Origin of the sequence: Granulicella rosea (genome assembly GCF_900188085.1) — a bacterium.
GTDB lineage: Bacteria > Acidobacteriota > Terriglobia > Terriglobales > Acidobacteriaceae > Edaphobacter > Edaphobacter rosea.
In genome coordinates this window covers 1,006,650-1,025,003 of sequence record NZ_FZOU01000001.1, presented here as the reverse complement: position 1 = coordinate 1,025,003, position 18,354 = coordinate 1,006,650, and the positions used below count along the sequence as shown (strand labels likewise).

Below are 18,354 nucleotides of genomic sequence, written 5' to 3'. Positions count from 1 at the left end.
TCCCGACGCGGACGTCGCGGGATGGATCCGTGACGACGACGCCCGAAGCCCGGAACGTTCTCGTTTCCATGGTTCCCCACTGCAGGTAATGATGGTATTCGTAGACGATTAGAGACCTATCCCTGTATAGAAGTCCCGGTCGAAGGGAATTACTTTACCAGTCACCTCAGGTCGGCAGCCGTTCCGGATGCGATCCGTCCTCCCACCAGCGTCAGGACACTCTTCGTCTTCGCCAGATCCTGTGGCGCGGCGGTCATCGCATCCTGCGACAGAACAGCGATGTCGGCCAGCATCCCGGGCGCGAGCACTCCTTTTTCGCCCTCCTGAAACTCGGCGAAGGCCGACCCTCTGGTAAGAATTGAAAGCGCCTCCAGTCGTGTGATCGCTTGAGGATTTCCCGGCTGCGTCATGATCCCAAGCATGAAAAACGGGCCCATACCACCGTCGGATCCATAGGCAAGCGGAACTCCCGCATCCACCAGTGCGCGGAACGGGCGCCCGGGTCGCGGCTGCGCAATCACGATTCCCAGACGATGCGCGCGCGCCATCCGCTCCGGCGTCGTAAAGCCGTTGCCATGCTCGAACCGCACCCGCAGCGGACGCCAACGCTCCGCCAGAGCGAGTTTCTCCATCTCGTCCATCACCTCGTCCGTCATGGCGTCTCCGACGATGTGCAGCATCAACTGGTCCTTGCCCAGCAGCGCGTTCCGAAGTTGAGCGTCGATAAAATCGACAGTGAAGTTCGGCCTGCCACGCCACCCAGGACGCCCCGGATAGTCCTTCGTCATGAAAGCAAGCTGCTGGTCTCCGGGCGTGCCGTCAAGCACCCATTTGATGCCCGCAACGCGGATGCGCGGCATCAAAATCTCTTCGCCCGCACCGGTGTGGTCGCCGTTCAGAGAGTCTTCGGCGGGGATAGGAAAGCGCATGATGCGCAGGCGAAGCGGCGTATCCGCCTGCACGAAGGTCATCTCCAGGTGGCTGAGACGCTGGTTGGTCGCCATCACCTGCACCGTCGTAACCCCGTCGGCAAGCCGGCGCCCGGCGTAACCCTGAAACTGTTGGACAGCTGCGGGAATGCCCGCCTCATCGGCAAGCCGCATCCAGATCGCGTCTGCTGCGTACTCCTCCAGCAGCCCGGTCAGGTGTCCATCGGAGTCATGATCATAGTGGCCGCCGGGCGGGTCCGGGGTGGCGTCGTCGACGCCGATCTTCGCTAGCCCCAGTGTGTTCAGAATCGCACCGTGTCCCACGTAGGACTGCAGAATTACCGGATGGTCGCCGCCTGCGTCGTCGATCGCCATTCTGGTCAGCTTCGGGTTGGTGATGACGGTCCGACCGATCGACCCGTGAATCCACTCGCCAGGTGCGGCCTGAGCGGCAGCGGTGCGCACGGCCTCCGCAAGCTCGGCGATGCTGGGATTCTCCTGCGGCGGATGCTTCGTGGCCGCTTCAACCCCGTAGGTCGCGCTGCCGGTGTGGTCATGCGCATCATTGATGCCCGGCATCGCCATGCGCCCGTGCAGGTCGATCACTTGTGTACGTTTGCCCGCCGTAGGCTCAATGAGAGCGTCGCTGCCGGTGGCGAGGATCTTCTCGCCTTGAATCGACACTGCCTCCACCCACGGCTTTGCCGGGTCGCCAGTGAAGATGTGGCCGTGGCGAAGGATCAGGTCCGGGCTCGCCTGTGGCGACTGAGCAAAAGCGTGGCTGAAGCACAGCAGGGTTGCGGCAAAGCGGACCGCCGCAAGTCCCGCATTTGTTGAGTTCATAGGAATCTCCATGTCGAGTCTTAGCCGTTCCCTTCCACGGCCGCACGAACAAGAGCTACATTAGAGAAACGCACGGCTAAAGTTCTCAAGTTCGCTCTCAATCTTTCTCAAATCTTTATCAAAGGGCCCACGCCTTGCAAACGCAGCGCTTGTACCGATTCGGCCAATACGAACTCGACGCAGAGCGGATGATCCTGCGCGGCGCGAATGGCATCGCCGGACTTCCGCCCAAGGCGCTGGCGACGCTTGTGGCGCTCGTGGAACGGCAGGGCGAGGTTGTCTCGAAGCAGCAGCTCATGGAGATCGTCTGGCCGGACAGCTTCGTCGAAGAGGGCAACCTGACGCAGAGCATCTTTCTGCTCCGTCGCGAGCTGGGCAAGACCGCCGATGGAGATGACTACATTCAGACGTTGCCCAAGCGTGGCTACCGCTTCAACGTTCCGGTGGGGTTAGCCTTCGACGAGCCTGTGTCGGAGACTCTGCTCGAAGAGGCAGCAGCGCCCGTTGCGCCTGGCGGCGGCGTCTCACTGCGACTATGGCTGGGCCTCGTCGCAGCCATCCTGATCGTCGCCGCCATGGCGATCCTCTGGCGCCGGGAGACATCGCGTCCACAGGTGTCCGGCTACACCCAGCTCACGCACGACCGGGCTCTGAAGCGGGGCCGCCTGCTCACCGCCGGCGGCCCGGACGCGGCGCTCTTCACCGACGGCTCGCGGGTTTTCTTCACCGAAGGCTCCATCGACTTCCTGACGCTGGCGCAGGTCTCGGCTGCGGGCGGCGAAACCGCGCGAATCGAGGTGCCCTTCGCCGGTCCGCAGCTTCTGGATGTCTCGCAAAGCCACTCAGAACTGCTGGTCGCGGGCCAGGCCCAATCCGTCGCTGCCGCCACGCTATGGGCGATACCGGTACCCGCAGGCTCGCCGCGCGCGATTCCAGGCATCGACGCCTGGGATGCTTCGTGGTCGCCAGACGGACGATCAATCGCCTACGTCAACAGCAGCAGCCTCTTCCTCGCAAAGTCCGATGGAACCGGCGCCCGCAAGCTGGAGAGCTTTCCCGGTCTGGCGTGGATGCCGCGCTGGTCGCCGGACGGTAGCCGTCTGCGCCTGACCGCATTGAACGTCCAGGGCGAAAGCAACTCACTGTGGGAGGTCCCGGTGGGCGGCGGCGAACCTCGCCCACTCCTGAAGGGGTGGGCCGCGCGCGGCGAGCCCGCGGCGCTCTGCTGCGGCAGTTGGACGCCGGATGGCCGCGAGTTCGTCTTTCAGGCGACACGCAGTGGCCGGTCCGAGATCTGGTCCGTGCCGGACAGGACTGGACCGCTATCCTGGATGACGCGTTCGGTCGAGCCGGTGCAGCTCACCGGCGGCCAGCTCAGCTCGCTGGCACCAGTGGTCAGCCCGGATGGAAAGAAGCTCTTCGTCATCGGCCAGCAACTGCGCGGAGAGCTGGAGCGCTACGACCGCGGCACCGGCGAGTTCGTCTCTTATCTTGGCGGCGAGTCGATGGACTTCGCAAATCTCTCGCGCGACGGCCAGTGGATCACCTACGTCGCCTTCCCCGAGGGCACGCTTTGGCGCAGCCGCGTGGATGGTAGCGAGCGTCTGCAACTCACCTTTCCGCCGATGTCGGTCATGTTCCCCCGCTGGTCGCCGGATGGCTCGCAGATCGTCTTCTACGGCGGAGGAGGCGGCCCGCATCGGCGAGCCGCATATCTGGTCCCGGCAACGGGCGGCGTACCGCAACCGCTGAGACAAGGCGACGGCAAAATTAAGGAGATGATGCCAAACTGGTCGCCGGACGGCAGCTCTATCCTCTATAGCGAGTTCCCCTTCTTCTCCGCTTCGCCCGCGAAAATTTTCGTCCATCTGCTGGACCTGAAGACCCACCGCGAGCAGACGCTGCCCGGGTCGGGGGGACACTTCGCTGCGCAGTGGTCTCCTGACGGCCTGTACATCGCGGCGATCTCCGTCCGCTCCCAGCAGATCGAGATCTTCGATCTTCAAACAAAGACCTGGAGCGCGGGCCCGAAGGGCTCGGGATTTTTGAACTGGTCGCGCGACAGCCAGTACCTCTACTTCCTGCGCGAAGGCCAGGCGCCGGCCGTCGTTCGTCTAAGAGTGAGCGACCGTAAGTTGGAGGAGGTCGTCAGCCTGAAAGGCATGCGAGGTGCCGGCCGCCTCGCCGGGCTGGAGTTCGGCCTGACGCCCGAGGACGACCCATTCCTCCTGCGCGATGTTGGCACGCAGGAGATCTACTCGCTCGACTGGTATCAGCGATAGCCCTGAATGATCTTTTGGGTGCCGTTAGACGCGCTCCGTCTCCCGCCGCCGCCGACTTCCGGGTGTGGGGGAGACAAAGGACGAGCTTGCTACGCCTCGTGCCAACCGGCACGGATGCGCAACTCCTTCATTCCAAAGCCTCGAAAAGCTCTTGAGAAATCGTGAGAACTCTTTGATCTCGATTGAAGACTTTTTGCGGTCGCATTTGTCACAGTGTCTCAAGGTCTGCATCGTTCTTTTCCTTGCAGACACCGAAGAGGCTCGATGTTCATTCGCCGCCGCAAAATCCGAATCGAATTGAAGCAGACGACGCTTGGTCTCAAGATGCGACTCTCCGTCGGGCCGGCGTCTTCGCCTGCTCCCGCGATGGCCTCGCCGTTCCTCCCTCATGCTCTCCCCCGGAAAACTGAAACTACGTCCACACCTACCTCCATCAAGGGAGACCTCCTGTGAACGCCTCTGCCGTGCTCCGCGCGATCGGACTCATACTGCTTACCTTTGCCCTCTCCTGCATCGCCACCTTCGGCCAGACGACGGCGATCAAATTCAATGTCAACAGCACCGCCGACAAGCTCGACGCCACCCCCGGCGACGGCATCTGCTCGACCGGCGCTTACATCGACAGCGTAACTCCGGAGTGCACCCTTCGCGCCGCCATCAACGAGGCAAGCGCCCTTGCGAAAACCTCCCCGGCCCAGTCCTTTACCATCACAGTGCAGCCTGGCGTTTATAACCTCACGGCATCGGACGCTTCGTGTCTCTACACCGGTATTCCGCTTTGCCCTGCTGGAAATGTAAACATCGTCGGCGCAGACCCCGCTACCACCATCGTGGACGGCGGCGGCAACGACCGTGTCTTTCTTATCGACTCGGGCGCGACGATCGCCATCAGCAACCTCACCATTCAAGGTGGCAGCGGCCCGGGCGGATACTCCAGGGCAGGCGGCGGCGGGGTCTTTACCTACAGCAATCTCACCCTGACGAACGATATCTTCACCAAGAACATCTCCTCGGTCAACCAGGGAAGCGCCGTCGAAAACGCTGGCGGTAACACGGTGATCAAGGGCTGCACCTTCATCTTCAATACCGGAAACGCGATCTTTGCAAGCCAGGGGGCGAGCAACACCTCCATCGACCAGTCGTACTTCACGCAGAACACGGCGGACGGCTCAACAGCCATCGACAGCTTTTACGCAGTCGGTATGCAGATCAGCAATAGCACCTTCACCTACAACCACGCCAACGGAAACACGATTATCGGGGGTGCCGGGACTCCGACCAGCGTCGTCAACTCCACCATTAGCTACAACACCGTGGGCAACTCCGGCGTCCTCAACATCGACAACCTCGTGATGAACAACGACACGCTCTACGGAAATACCGCGGGCAACAGTAATAGCGGGATCGGCTCCAGCAACCTGAAGATGGCGAACACCATCATCGCCGGCGACCCGGCCTTCGCGACCAACCGCAACGAAGGCGACCTTTGCTCGGGCACTTACGCCGACCTCGGCCACAATATCTCCAGCAGGGCAATGGCTGCAACCACGGCGCGGCCCCCGATGCAACCACCTTGATCGGGGTCGATCCCATGCTCGGCTCGCTCGCGCTCAACGGCGGTACGATCCCCACCATGTCGCCGCTACCCGGCAGTCCGGCCATCGGCGGCGGTAGCAGCGCCTCGAACAGCACAGCCTTCGACGGCAGTTGCAGCGCCCTCGATGAGCGGCTCTTCGTCCGTGGAGGAAGCGGACCCTGTACGATCGGCGCCATCGAGCCTCTCGGCGTCTTCGCGACCTCCTATCTCATCCCTGCCGCCGGTGGCGCAGGAGGTACGGTTACACCCGTCATCCACGGCGCAGCGTTCCTGCCCGGTTCGACGGTAGTCCTGCGCCAGTCCGGCCAGGCGGACGTGGTTCCCACGTCTACCACCGTTGCACCTGACACCCACTCCATTGCCGTCGGCCTGGACCTCACCAATGCAGCCGCCGGCCCCTACGATGTGATCGTAACCCCGCCGACAGGCGCACCGTCGACTCTCACGGCAGGCTTTACGGTTCAGTCTGCGGCCGTGCCGGTCATCAACACCGATATCATCGGCAACAGCGGCATACGCCCCGGCCGCACCGCCATTTTCTCCCTCATCTATGGCAACAGCGGCAACGCCGATGCCTATCTCGTCCCGGTCGTCCTCTCGCTTCCCGGCACCATGAGCTACACCCTCAACGGCAAAGTTCTTCCACCGCCGCCGACCACCGGCCAAGCTATCAAGGACTTCTCCACCGTACCGATGCTAATCACACCCTTGCCCACCGCGACAAGCGGAGTCAACAATGTCTCCATCCTTATCCCGGTCATTCCTGCCGGCAGCAGCGCGGAACTACAGTTTTCACTCTATCTGGCCCCCAACTCCAGTCATGGCGATACCTTTTCGTTAATTGCAAACCCCGGCTCACCCTACGCGACCGGCGCAAACGGCACGATCGATCCGGTGGCGCTTTCAAACCTCGTTGCCGCTGCTAGGTCCTATGCCGAAACCAACCTCGGCGTCGCCATCTCCGCGCAGACGCTGGCGAAGATGACCACCTACGCCGGCACACAGTTCGCACAGGAGATCGCCCTGGGCAAGCAGGCCCTCGGCGCAACCGCCCTCGGACAACCCGTCTTCTTCAGCGACGCTCAACTCCAGATCGACGTCGCCGCATACGGAGCGAAGCTGCAGAGCACGGCGTCTGCGACTGTTCCCCCTCTGCGGCCGCAACCCAACCCGGAGCTCCTCACCTCCGTCGATCTGGAGCGCGGACTCATGAAATTTACTGGCTACAAGCACGGATTCGGACCTCATCCTCCTTCGTGGGAAGGATACGCATACTTCGGTCAGGGCGGAGGCACCAGCAACAACTCCTGGACAGTGTCGGAATGCCGGGAGGCTGCGGGCTACTCCGTCAGCGGCAACGAGTGTGTTCCCGACGGCCGAACTTGCACATACGGGGATTGCAAGGTTCATCCCATCAGCTTCCCGGTCTCAATCGACCCCAACGAGAAGGATGGCCCCAGCGGCGTAGGTTCCGCCAACTACACGCTCGCCACCACCACCTTTCCTTACCAGGTGGAGTTTGAAAACGAGGCCACCGCCACCGGCGCGGCCCAGACCGTCACCGTCACCGACCCGATCGACACCTCGAAGTTCGATCTCTCCACCTTCTCTCTCGGCGCGATCACCTTCGGGGCCTACTCGCTGAACCCGCCCGTCGGGCTGACCAGCTATGCCGGCGCGGTCGACCTGCGCCCAACGCAGAACGTCCTCGTTGCAGTCACCGCAAACCTCGACAAGAGCTCCGGCATCGCTACCTGGACCTTCACCTCGCTCGACCCTAACACCATGCAGCTCACTGGCGATCCCAACGCCGGCTTCCTGCCGCCCGACACCAATCCACCCGTCGGCATCGGACGCGTCGCCTTCAACGTCAAGCCGCTTGCCGCTGCACCCGACGGCCAGATCTGCAACACCGCCAACATCGTCTTCGACCTCAACGCCGCAATCGCCACCAAGCCCTATTGCAACAACAAGGACACTACACCGCCCAACAGCCAGGTCGCCGCGCTTTCCGCCACCCAGCCAAGCCCAACCTTCACCGTCTTCTGGTCTGGCACGGACACAGGCTCTGGCGTCGCCCGGTACACCATCTACGTTGCCCAGGACGGCGGCCCCTTCACTGCATGGATGACCGCCACCACTGCAACCAGCGGCGCCTACACCGGCATCTCCGGACACAGCTACAGCTTCTACTCCATCGCCACCGACCTGCTGGGCAACATCGAGGCAGCCAAGACCCACGCCGAAGCCACCACCCTGATCGCCACGCCGGTCGCTACCCTCTCGCCATCCAGCGTGGCCTTCGGCTCGGTCGCGCCGGGCTCGCATGCCAGCGCAACCGTCACCCTCACCTCCACCGGGCTCGCGCCACTGATTGTCTCAGGCTTCGTCCTCTCCGACACCGCCAACTTTACCCTGTCCAGCGCCTGCCCCGCAGCCCTCAACCAAGGACAAAGCTGCGCCGCCACCGTAACCTTTGCACCGTCCGCCAGCGCCTCGCTGACCACGGCCACGACCGCAACCCTGTCGCTCGCAAGCAACGCAGGAAACGCGCCCGCCCCCGTCTTGTTCAGCGGCTTCGCAGGCACGCAGAGCGCTGCGAACGTCTGGGTCGTCAACGGTAACCAGACCCTCTCGCAACTCGCAGGATCGACCCTCAACACCTTCAGCGGAGGCGGATCCGGTATCGCCATCGACCACGCGGGCAACGTCTGGTCCGGCAACCTCGGCGGCTCCGCCGTCACCGAGTTCAGCAGCACCGGAACCGTTTTGGGCAGCTTCATCGGAGGCGGCATCTCCTCGCCCGTCGCAATCGCCATCGACGGCCTGGGCGTGGTCTGGATCGCCAACGCCAACGGCACGGTCTCCACCTTGACCAACACCGGAGCACCCGCCAACGCCACGCCGGTCGCGACAGCAGGCAACCTCGCCCCGGCCAGCCTCACCATCGACGCGGCCGGCAGCCTCTGGATCGCGAACACCGCCAACAACACCGTCACCGAGGTCGTCGGAGAGGCCGCCCCCATCGTCGCACCTACTGTCACCGCAGTAACGAACAACACCCTCGGCACCGAGCCCTAGCGAGCTGCCGCTCAGAGCGTACTACCTATTGGCCTCCAGCACTGGCTCGAAATGCTTGTCATCCCGAGCATGGCGAAATACCTGCTTCTTGCTTTCGCAGTTGCTTGTTCTTGATCGGCAGCCGCCGTAATACGCTTCAACCCGGAGAATAAAGAATGCACACACGTTTTGTCAGGACAATCTCGATTGTAGGCGCGCCCTCCCTGGCGCTCCTCCTCGCCGGCTGCGCGGGCATCACCTCCATATTGAAGGTAAGCCCCGTTCCGGTTGCCGGCGCCGCGGTTCATGGCGCGGTCCACGGCGGCCAGCAGCCCATCTCCGGTGCAACGATCCAGCTCTTTATCGCCGGAACCGGTGGCTATGCGCAGACCAACAAGAATATCCTCACCTCCGTCGTCACCACCGGACTCGACGGCTCCTTCACCCTCAGCGGCAACTACCCCTGCACACCAGGCCAGCGGATGTACCTCGTAGCCACAGGAGGCTACCCAGCCCAGCCCGCCAGCCAAGGCGGCGCGCCCAATCCCAACGCCGCCGTCATGGCCGCGCTCGGCGACTGCGGTAGCCTGACCACCAGCACCTTCATCAATATGAACGAAGTCACCACCGTAGGCAGCGTCTTCGCCCTTGCGCCCTTCATGTCCGGCTACACGAACCTGGGCGCGAACTCCGGCAATGTCGCAGGCCTCAACCGCGCCTTCGCGTCGGTCAACAAGCTGGTCGACATCGGCGCGGGCAGTTCCACCGGTTCCGCTCTGCCCGCCGGAGCCACCGGTCCATCCAGCGAGATCAACACCCTCGCCGATGCCATGGCCGTCTGCATCAACTCCGCCGGTGGCACGGCAGGCGACTCTACCGGGTGCGGCATGTTCTTCTCCTACGCCACCCCACCCGGCGGCGCCGCGCCGACCGACACCATCGCGGCTCTGCTCAACCTCGCCCACAATCCCTTCCTGCACCCCGCTGACCTGTAGGCCATACCCACCGCAACCAGCCCCTTCCAACCCACGCTCCGCAAGGCCCCCACCGACTGGACCATGTCCGTCGTCTACAGCGGAGCCGGCCTGAACCAGCCCGTGACGACCACAATCGACGCCAACGGCCAAGTCTGGGTCGCCAACTCCGGCAACAGCTCGGTGACCATTCTGGCCCAGACCGGAACTCCCGCCCCGATCTCCCCCCTCACGGGAAACGGTCTGAGCGCACCGTCCTCCATCGCGATCGACACCAGCGGCAATGCGTGGGTGACCAACAAAGCTGGTAACTCGCTCTCGGCATTTTCGGGCAGTGGCGCAGCACTCTCCGGCTCACCCTTCTCCGGCGGCGGTCTCAATAGTCCGTCGGCCTTGGCGATCGACCCGGCCGGCAACCTATGGATCACCAATCCAAGCAACAGCAGCCTCTCGGAGTTCAATCGATCGGGCGCTTCGCTAGGACAGACGAGCGGACTCGCCGGCCCCGCGTCAATAGCCATCCATCCCAACTAGCGCGGAGACACAATCACTCGTCCATCCGATCAACAATCGAGTTGTCAGGTTTAGTCCCGACATTGATCGATCGGCTTGAGAGTAAATCGATCTGCCATTGGATCTGGGTCTGCAGGGGTTCTGGGTATCGCCGAATTTGTACGTAGTCTATCTCGGCAAAGTACAGGTCGCGCGTACCCATGGGGTTGCGGATGGCTCGGTCGTGAGCAAGCAATCCTGTCATCGGCGATCAGGAGAATCGTTTTTGGGGCTGCTCCGTTCACGGCGACGCTCCAGCAATACTGATGCTCCAACCCCTCTGACACCCGCTGCCAGCTTTCGCCGTCGTTGATGCTTTCGAAGTAGCCGTCGGCTGCAGCCGAGTGCAGCCTGGAAGGTTGGCCGTTGAGGATGTTGTACGTCTGAGGCGAGGTTGATGTCTGAGGTGGTCTTGCGTCGTCGTCGGAGTTCCGAAGAGCGTCGTCGGATTGTAGAGGAGACGCTGGAAGCTGGTTCTTCGGTTGCGGCAGTGGCGCGGCGTTATATGGGATCAACGCGAACCAGCTCTTTCAGTGGCATCGGCTGTATCGCGATGGGCATCTGAGTGGACAGCCGCAGCGTGAGATGAAGTTGCTTTCCGTTACGGTCACCGAAGATCAAGTATCCGCGAAGGTGGGAGATCTTATACTGGGATCGGGGTTGATCCAGATCGATCTTGTTGGAGGAGTGTCGATCCGGCTGGAAGCCAAGGTCGATCCAGTAGCGCTCCGCGCGGTGGTCGAGGCGTTGCGACCGTGATCGATCTCCTCACTGGCACACGGATCTGGATCGCAGTTGGCGTGACCGATATGGGCCGTGGCTTCCAGGGACTCAGCGCCCAGGTCCAGACGGTGCTGGAGCAACAGCCGTTCTCCGGCCATGTCTTCGTCTTCCGAGGCCGTCGCGGCGATATCGTGAAGCTGCTCTGGTTCGACGGCGATGGGTTGCGTCTGCTCTTCAAGCGGCCGGAGCGTGGCCGCTTCGTCTGGCCGCATGCGACGAGCGGTATGGTCTGCCTCAGCCGTGCTCAGTTATCGATGCTTCTTGAGGGCATCGACTGGCGCGCCCCGATCCGAACGGCGGATCGAACGATGTTGAGCGTGTAGGCCTTTTCTCCAGCGTTTTTGCTATTAATCGGTCTCCTCGAATGGCATACTTCGCTCATGCTCGCCGCGTTGCTGCCGGATCTTGAGAGCCTCGATCTTGCAGCGATGTGCGCAGATCATCAGCCCCTCTACCGGCAGTCCGAGATTTATGCGCGTGAGGGCGTCGACCTGGATCGTTCCACGCTGGCCGGATGGGTCGGCGCGACCAGTGAAGTGTTGGCACCCCTGGTGGGTGCCGTACGCGGTCATGTCCTCGCGACCAGCAAGCTGCCCGCCGAGGCCGCCCCGGTTCCCGTGCTTGCACCCGGCAAGGGCAGGACCAAGACCGGACGGCTCTGGACTTACGTCAGGGACGACCGATCCCCCAGCGATCTAACAGGTCCAGCGGTGTAGTAGCGTACTCGCCCGACGTCAAGGGCGAGCAACGGAGGCAACCTGAAGCGCTATAAGGGCGCACTCCAGGCCGATGCCTATGCTGGCTTCCACCATCTCTACGGAGATGGCACGAGCTACGAAATCGCCTGTTGGGATCATGCGCGGCGCAAGTTCTACGAGATCCACCTCGCACATCCATCGCCCACGACGACCGAGGCGATCAAACGCATCGCCGCTCTGTATGCCATCGAAAAAGAGATACGAGGCAGCACGTCGAAGATCCGTGGATCGGTGAGGCAAGCCCGGGCAAAGCCTCTGTTGGACGGCATGCATGCCTGGCTCGAAGTCGCGCTCAAGACGCTCTCGTCGAAGTCCGACACCGCTGCCGCGATCCGCTCCCGCGCGGTAGAACGCTCTGACGCGCTATGCCGACGAGGGTACGCTTGAAATTGACAACAACGCCGCCGAACGCGCGTTGCGTGCCGTAGCGCTGGGCCGCCAGAACTATCTCTTCGCCGGCTCAGACGCGGGTGGATGCCGTGCCGCAGCGATCTACTCGCTGCTCGGATCAGCCAAGCTCAACGGGATCGGCTCCGAACTCTATCTCCATCATGTCCTCGAACGCATCGCAGCCCACCCCATCAACAATATTGAAGACCTGTTCCCTTGGAGGGTAACACTCACACTAACCCGCGCACCCACTCCAAAATAAGTGTCCACATAAAACACGTGGACACTTAGCCCAAATACCCTCGACAACTCAAACCAACATAGTCCACGGTACACGCTACTCGCTTATGCTCCACGACTACAATTTCCATAGGCCGCACGCCAGCCTAGGACAAACATCCCAGCTTCCAGAGCTAGACTGAATCGGAACAACCTCTTGAGCGCACACATCTAACCGCAACCCCAGCACGTCCAGAAAGCGGTCGAAGGTTTCGTCGCGTTCACAGCGGCGGAACCGGTCATGGACCGACCGCCAGGGACCATATCGGCTTATCCTGTTAGAGACAAATTTGCCCTCCCCCCGCCCATCAGTATGTTCGCTACGGCCCTTCCGAAAGTTTGGTAACGATAAAGCCGGATTCTGTATTTGCGTAGGTGGCAGTTCGGCTAATGGCAGGATAAGGAGGATAAGAAGAGTTGGTCGTGTTGCCGGCGCCTGCCACGCAATTGGTGCCGGTACCGTTATTATCCAAGGCGAAATAAAAAGGATAGCTCGAGGTCTCTACGGTCTTGCCGTTGGACGGGGTGACTTCTTCGATGAAGGAAGCTTCGAGCCTCGCTCCCGGAGCGAGGAGAAATGTGGGAGATGTGGCGGTGGTAGAACTCTTCAAGATCGAGGGTTCTTCGGTGCAGGTTGTGCCTGGAACGGTCGGAGGCCGGCTTGGTGTCGAGGGGTAAAAGAACCCGCCGATAATTTCATTCGTCGCAAAAGGCGGCGTCGTGTTAGTGCTATTCAAGAGAAGCGCCGTGCCTTCTGTCTTGTAGCCGAGGATCCAGAGGGGAGCACCCTGATTGGTGATGAAAGGAGGAAAGCCGACGCCTCCTTCCGTATTGTATTGGCGAGACATAACCCAGTTGGGACCGTTGATCGTGATGGGGTTTCCGGAGTTCTCCAGATAGACCTCGCCCGCATTCCACTGCTGGTTGAGCACTTGGAAGTGGCCGTTGACGTCCCGGAGTACAACGGTTTCCGGAGATGCGCCCATGGGTGGAGCATCGGCCTGCACGACCGAACCTACCGACGGAGCCCCATAATTGTCCGGACTAATACGTTCGATCGTCAGGGTATTTGCAGAATATTCGCAGGGGCTATCGGTAGGAAGGATGGTGCTGAGCACTTCGAATATTGGACCTCCCGAAGAGAACGTACTTACGTTCATGACCCGGATCGTCGAATCCATGCCCACGATTCGATCGATATAGGAAGGAATTTTTATCGTCGAATCGATGTAATAGACTCCGTGCGGAAAATAAAGCGTCGATGTACCCGTATTGCAGTAGGCATGCGCCGCCGCGATTGCGGCATTGATACTGGCGGTTGCATCGACAGTAGAGGTGGCGACCGCGCCGCTCTGGGTGAATACTTGCTCTGTATTTTGCGGATTGATCCATACTCCCGTCATGCCGGAGACCGATTGCCATTGGTGGACCGTATCCGTATCGTAAGCCGGGGTCGGTGTATCGTAGAGGAGCGGGAGCATGAAGTTCTTGCCGACCGTCCAAGGCTGAGCTGAGTTCGACACGAGTGTGCCGCTGACCACTCCCGACAAACTTCCAAGGTTGGTCTGCGACGAGGCAAAGCTCGTGTTGACGATAGAAACTGCCCCGCCCGTGTTGGCGATGAGGGCCGACCCCGTCGAGCCGAATCCTGTGTTTCCGATGCTGCTGTTCGCGAGAACAACATAGCCATCGCCGGTGGCTCCCGCCGTTGTGGTTGTGGTGGCATTGGTCACCGCGACTGCGCCGGCCTGGCCGCTCGGTATCGAGATGGAACTAGCTGTGATGAGGTTGTCGGTATTGAAGATGGCACTGCCGATCTGATTCTGCAGGGTGACGTGTTCGACGGTGATACCCACCCCGGTATTGGCGACATCCATACCGCGATTGAAGCCTGAGATGAGGACATTCTCGATCAGAGCTGGGCCGATCTCCTGCCTGGTCATGTCGATGCCAACCCCGAAGGAGCCAGCAGTGTCTCCGTTGACGGTTACATTGCGAACAGCACCGAAGTTATTCGCAAGATAGCTGATGCCGATCGATCCAGGATTTCCGGTAAGATTGAAGGTCATATTTTCAATCGTGTTGTGATAAGCCTCGTTGCCGTTTTGCACATTGACGCCGTTGGAACTCGTAAGAGTCGACTGTGTACGAACGATGGGCGTGAGGGCAACGAACGAAGCGTTGCTGATGGTTGTGCTTGCATTGCCGGCGAGCGTGATCGTTCCATTGCTTCCGCTCGTGCTCGGTTTTATGGCGGCGATGGTTGTGTCTGGGCCCAAATACGCTCCCAGAGCCGTTCCGCTGTATAGCTTGACTTGCTGGTTCACCCGCAAACCTAAACCTGTGGTGTTCACGCCAGTAATGGTATTGCTGCTTCGAGTGACATTTCCCGTGAACTTGATGGCGGGCAGGGTTCCCTGCGCAACCTGGAATATCACGTCGCCCTGATTCTCTCCGAGAAGGACCATGCCGTCCGCCGGAGTGTTGTCGCTGAAGTTTTTCGTGAGGGGGAGGCAGCCTGCATCGGAGAGCAGGTAGGTTCCGGTTGGAAAGTAGAAGATCGGATCCTGCCAGGGAGCGGCGTTCTCGTTTGGAATAGGATCGACGTTCTGGCCCACATACAGGCTGGTGCTATTGAGCAACGCCTGGATCGCACAGGCCTGGTCCCCATGCAGGCCATCGGCGTAAATGCCCTGAGTGACGACATTGATGACCCCAGGATCCGCCAGGCTGGAGTAATTCGCGAAGTTCGGGAACTCTTCGGGGTAGGTCACCTGTCCGGGGACGCTGGCTACGTCCGATGCGGTGGGGATGTTAACGGTCGCGGAGGCAAGAGCGCTCGTGCTATAGCCGGACTCTGCGGCGATGGCGTTGACGACGGTTGTCGACGTCACGGCAATGGGCGATCCTGCCGGGTTGTAGATCGAAGAAGACGTGGTGGGTATCGCTCCCGTGGTGGTGTAATAGATTGTCGCGCCCGGCGTGGTATCGCTGATGGTGACCGAGGCAGAGGTGCTGCTCCCGCCGACCGTGATGACCGGGGTGGCCGCTTGCGGCAGGGTTGGTGCTGTGCTTATGGGTTCAGTGGCTAGCGTGCCGTTCGCCGCTGCAACGGAGAGAGGCGCGACCGTTGGAACTGCCGCTCCGACGATCTCGGTGATGCTGGTGCCTCCGCCGGGATTCCCGCCCACGATGCCGGTATTCATGACCCAGACGTTGCCCGATGAATCGATCTTGATATCCATGGCAAAACCGCCGAGATCGGCCTTTTGGAAACCGCCGCCACCGGGACAGCCCACCGTCGAGTTGCAGGTCGACGGCGCCGATCCGGACGGCGACAAGGCGGTGAAGGCAGCGACGCTTCCCCCGTCGGAGGTGTAGGCTTCGCCGACGCTCCAGGTGCCCGTGTACTTGTTCGTCCCTCTTGACGGAACCCCATTCGAAAACCACACATTGTCTGCCCCGTCCAGCGCAACGGCTTTGGCTCCGTTGTTGCCGCCGAGGAACGATGAGCTGAAGTTGTACAACGTACCGGTGTTGCCATTGCCGAGGGCAACGCCGGCCGGGCTGATCGTGGCCTGCAACAGTTCATCAAAGGGAGGGCTGCTGCTACCGTAAAACGTGCTGGCATAGAGGGAGTTATTGTTGTCGATGGCGGCCCCGTAGAGGCTGGTCGTAAATTCGTTGACGATCGTCGAGTACGAGGCTGGTCCCGAGGGGACAACGACGGCAATCCCCTCATCCGTCACACCTGAGGTCGCCGCCACGGTCGTACTTGCCGAGAAGCCGGAGGACGAGACCGCCGTCACCGTCAACTGTTTGCGGTCCATCAGCAGGCCTGCAGGCGACTCAAGACCTGAGATTAGAACTGACTGTCCCACCGTGAAGGCGGGGCTATTGGTCGTCGTGAAGGTGATCGTGCTCCCACTGACCGAATATCCGCTAATGCCGGCCGAGGGAGGTGTCGCCTCCACCGTCTCTCCGGCATTGGAACTCGTCACAAAGTAGACGCGGCCCACGGAATCGGCCGCCACTGAAAAAACAGGGATACTGGAGGTGGTGATGGTGTTGGTCGCCGCGCCAACCTGGTAGGAGGCCATCGTGCTCGAACTTGTCGTTCCGGAGGGGATCTCGTACACGCTTGCTCCCGTGCTGTTCACGGCTGCATAAAAGACGTTCCCATAGCCGTCCGCTACGATGCCGAGGGGCGCCGCCGAACCCGACCCAAGCTGCCCGCTGGTAAACGAATTCATCGTCGTTGCGGCAGGAACCGCGCCCGGTGCCGGGATCTCATAGATCTCCCCCGAAGTTCCCGTGGAATCGTTCGAGACCCAGATATTGCCTGCCGTATCGATCGTGATTCCGTTGAAGTAAGGCGATGCCCCGGACGCCAACGGTGCGCAAAACAAAGGCACACCGATTGAACTAAGGGCAGACACGTTGAGCGAACTGGCATAACCACCAACCGACCAGACGTTCCCATACGCGTCGACGGCCGAGCGAAATGGAGCCAAGATAAATTTGCCGCCACTGGCGCACGTCGACGTAGACGTGGTGCCGTAGGAGACGCCGATCGTCCAGTCCGTAGGCTGCGCGGTCAGGCCGGTCTGGAAAGGGGCAGAGGGCGTAGGAAGGCCAAACAAGCAGCCGATAGTGGTCGTCGCGCTGCTGGTGCCACAGCCAGGGCTGGCATAGGTGGCCGGGGCGACCGCATTCGTCGGATTGACAGCCATGTAATACGCTGCCTGGATGGTGTCTTGTGCGGCACCAAAGGACGCCGACGGCTGGCTCGTCACTGAAGCGGCAGGCGGCGGAGGCGCGTTATCAAACAGATCCCTACATTGCGTGCTGCTGGAAGATGGAGTGTTGATGCACGCCGCGAGAATGTTGGCAATCGTGATCAGCTTGGCCGTCTCCGGGGTTGCCGTTACGGTAACTTTTGTCGTGTTTGCGTTAGCCCCGGTGTAACTATTGGAAGCGACTGCGCTGCCTGTCGAGATACTTGCAAGGTTGGAGATGCCGGCGATCGCATTCTTCAGCCCCAACGCCCCCAGCGGGGTGCTGGACGAGGTATTCGCGCCACTGGTTCCGATCGCCTCCGTGCCCGGACTTGTGCCTGGATTCATATATTGAGCCAGCGCGAAGACCGTCGCAACCGTCGTGACCTCATTGAGTGAGACAGGTGTGGAAGAGTTGAGGCTGCTGCAGGGGCCGATAGCCGCAATAAGAGCAGCCGCCGTATTGTTGGTCGTCGTCACCCCGGTGCCTTGGGTATTACCCCCCACGGCGGTGATATAGATCTGAGGATCGGGATTCGGGTCGGACGCCGGACAGGACCAGCTTGCGCCACTGTTCGTCGAGCCATTGGCCAGTTTGGTGAACTGAAACTTACCACTCGCATTGGTGATCGTCGTGGCCAGTAGTGTCGAGCCGTTGCCGTAGCCAGTTGTGCCGGCGGCATATAAATTCACCGTGGCGTTATAAACGGGAAACTGCCCGCCGTGAACCGTGCCCGACATCGTTCCGACAGACAGCGGGCCTGGAGTGGGAGCTGAAACCACGGACGATGTGGAGGAGCCGGATATCCCGCAACCGCTGAGTGTGAATAAGCCGAGGGCAGTGAACAGAACAGTGGCAACAAGCGGTTTGATCAAGCGGAAATCGTTCAGATTTTTCAAGGTCCATCCTTTATCCGGTAGCGGCTAAGTGCAGCATTCGATTTGTCTGGGCGAAATTCAAAGGGAATGCAAGAACCGCCTCTGCAGTTTGGGCTACCTCGGATACGCAGACGTACTCTTTCAACCGTGCTATTCCAATCGCCAGGCTTTTATTGCGAGGAGCGGCCTTTCCTTCGTGCAGCGTGGTCTGACCTAAGCTGTATATTCTTAATAAGTGAGCCGAGATGGA

10 protein-coding genes and 1 pseudogene are annotated in these 18,354 nt (G+C 61.1%); 9 read left to right on the top strand and 2 right to left on the bottom strand.

Going from position 1 to position 18,354, the window contains the following annotated elements; genetic code table 11:
* Nucleotides 1–161: 161 nt before the first annotated feature.
* Nucleotides 162–1,772 carry an amidohydrolase gene (locus CHB87_RS04455; RefSeq protein ID WP_176441581.1) on the bottom strand — a complete coding sequence of 537 codons (1,611 nt, stop codon included), beginning with the start codon at nucleotides 1,770–1,772 and terminating at the stop codon, nucleotides 162–164.
* Between the two features lie 149 nt (nucleotides 1,773–1,921).
* On the opposite strand from CHB87_RS04455, the gene CHB87_RS04450 reads away from it, so the two are divergent.
* From CHB87_RS04450 to CHB87_RS22835, 9 genes and pseudogenes are all read left to right on the top strand, one after another.
* Nucleotides 1,922–4,054, top strand: a complete 2,133-nt coding sequence (locus tag CHB87_RS04450; protein ID WP_089407160.1) for a winged helix-turn-helix transcriptional regulator — start codon at nucleotides 1,922–1,924, stop codon at nucleotides 4,052–4,054.
* 449 nt (nucleotides 4,055–4,503) lie between these two features.
* Entirely contained in the window at nucleotides 4,504–5,631 is a 1,128-nt protein-coding gene (locus CHB87_RS04445) for a right-handed parallel beta-helix repeat-containing protein (RefSeq protein ID WP_089407159.1), read from the top strand.
* Nucleotides 5,628–8,732 carry a choice-of-anchor D domain-containing protein gene (locus tag CHB87_RS04440; protein WP_089407158.1) on the top strand — a complete coding sequence of 1,035 codons (3,105 nt, stop codon included), beginning with the start codon at nucleotides 5,628–5,630 and terminating at the stop codon, nucleotides 8,730–8,732. Before CHB87_RS04445 ends, CHB87_RS04440 begins: the two co-directional genes overlap by 4 nt.
* Nucleotides 8,733–8,887: 155 nt before the next feature.
* Nucleotides 8,888–9,706, top strand: coding sequence for a hypothetical protein (locus CHB87_RS04435; RefSeq protein ID WP_089407157.1), 819 nt, complete (start codon nucleotides 8,888–8,890; stop codon nucleotides 9,704–9,706).
* A gap of 63 nt (nucleotides 9,707–9,769) precedes the next feature.
* Nucleotides 9,770–10,219, top strand: a complete 450-nt coding sequence (locus CHB87_RS04430; RefSeq protein ID WP_089407156.1) for an NHL repeat-containing protein — start codon at nucleotides 9,770–9,772, stop codon at nucleotides 10,217–10,219.
* A gap of 603 nt (nucleotides 10,220–10,822) precedes the next feature.
* On the top strand, nucleotides 10,823–10,996 hold the full coding sequence (locus CHB87_RS22150; protein WP_176441580.1) for a hypothetical protein: 174 nt from the start codon (nucleotides 10,823–10,825) through the stop codon (nucleotides 10,994–10,996).
* A complete protein-coding gene (tnpB, locus tag CHB87_RS04420) occupies nucleotides 10,993–11,343 on the top strand; it encodes an IS66 family insertion sequence element accessory protein TnpB (protein WP_089407154.1) in 351 nt (116 codons plus the stop codon). The genes CHB87_RS22150 and tnpB overlap by 4 nt, the downstream gene beginning before the upstream one ends.
* Before the next feature lie 57 nt (nucleotides 11,344–11,400).
* Nucleotides 11,401–12,193 (top strand): annotated as a pseudogene (tnpC, locus tag CHB87_RS22530) (IS66 family transposase); the annotation flags it as partial.
* The gene (locus CHB87_RS22835) at nucleotides 12,194–12,430 is read left to right on the top strand and encodes a transposase domain-containing protein (protein ID WP_176441578.1); all 237 of its coding nucleotides are present in this window, start codon (nucleotides 12,194–12,196) and stop codon (nucleotides 12,428–12,430) included. It begins immediately after the preceding pseudogene.
* A gap of 337 nt (nucleotides 12,431–12,767) precedes the next feature.
* Here the strand turns inward: CHB87_RS22835 and CHB87_RS04400 are convergent, their stop codons facing one another.
* Nucleotides 12,768–18,125 (bottom strand): beta strand repeat-containing protein, encoded by a 5,358-nt coding sequence (locus CHB87_RS04400; RefSeq protein ID WP_142988213.1) that lies wholly within the window; start codon nucleotides 18,123–18,125, stop codon nucleotides 12,768–12,770.
* Between the last annotated feature and the right edge of the window lie 229 nt (nucleotides 18,126–18,354).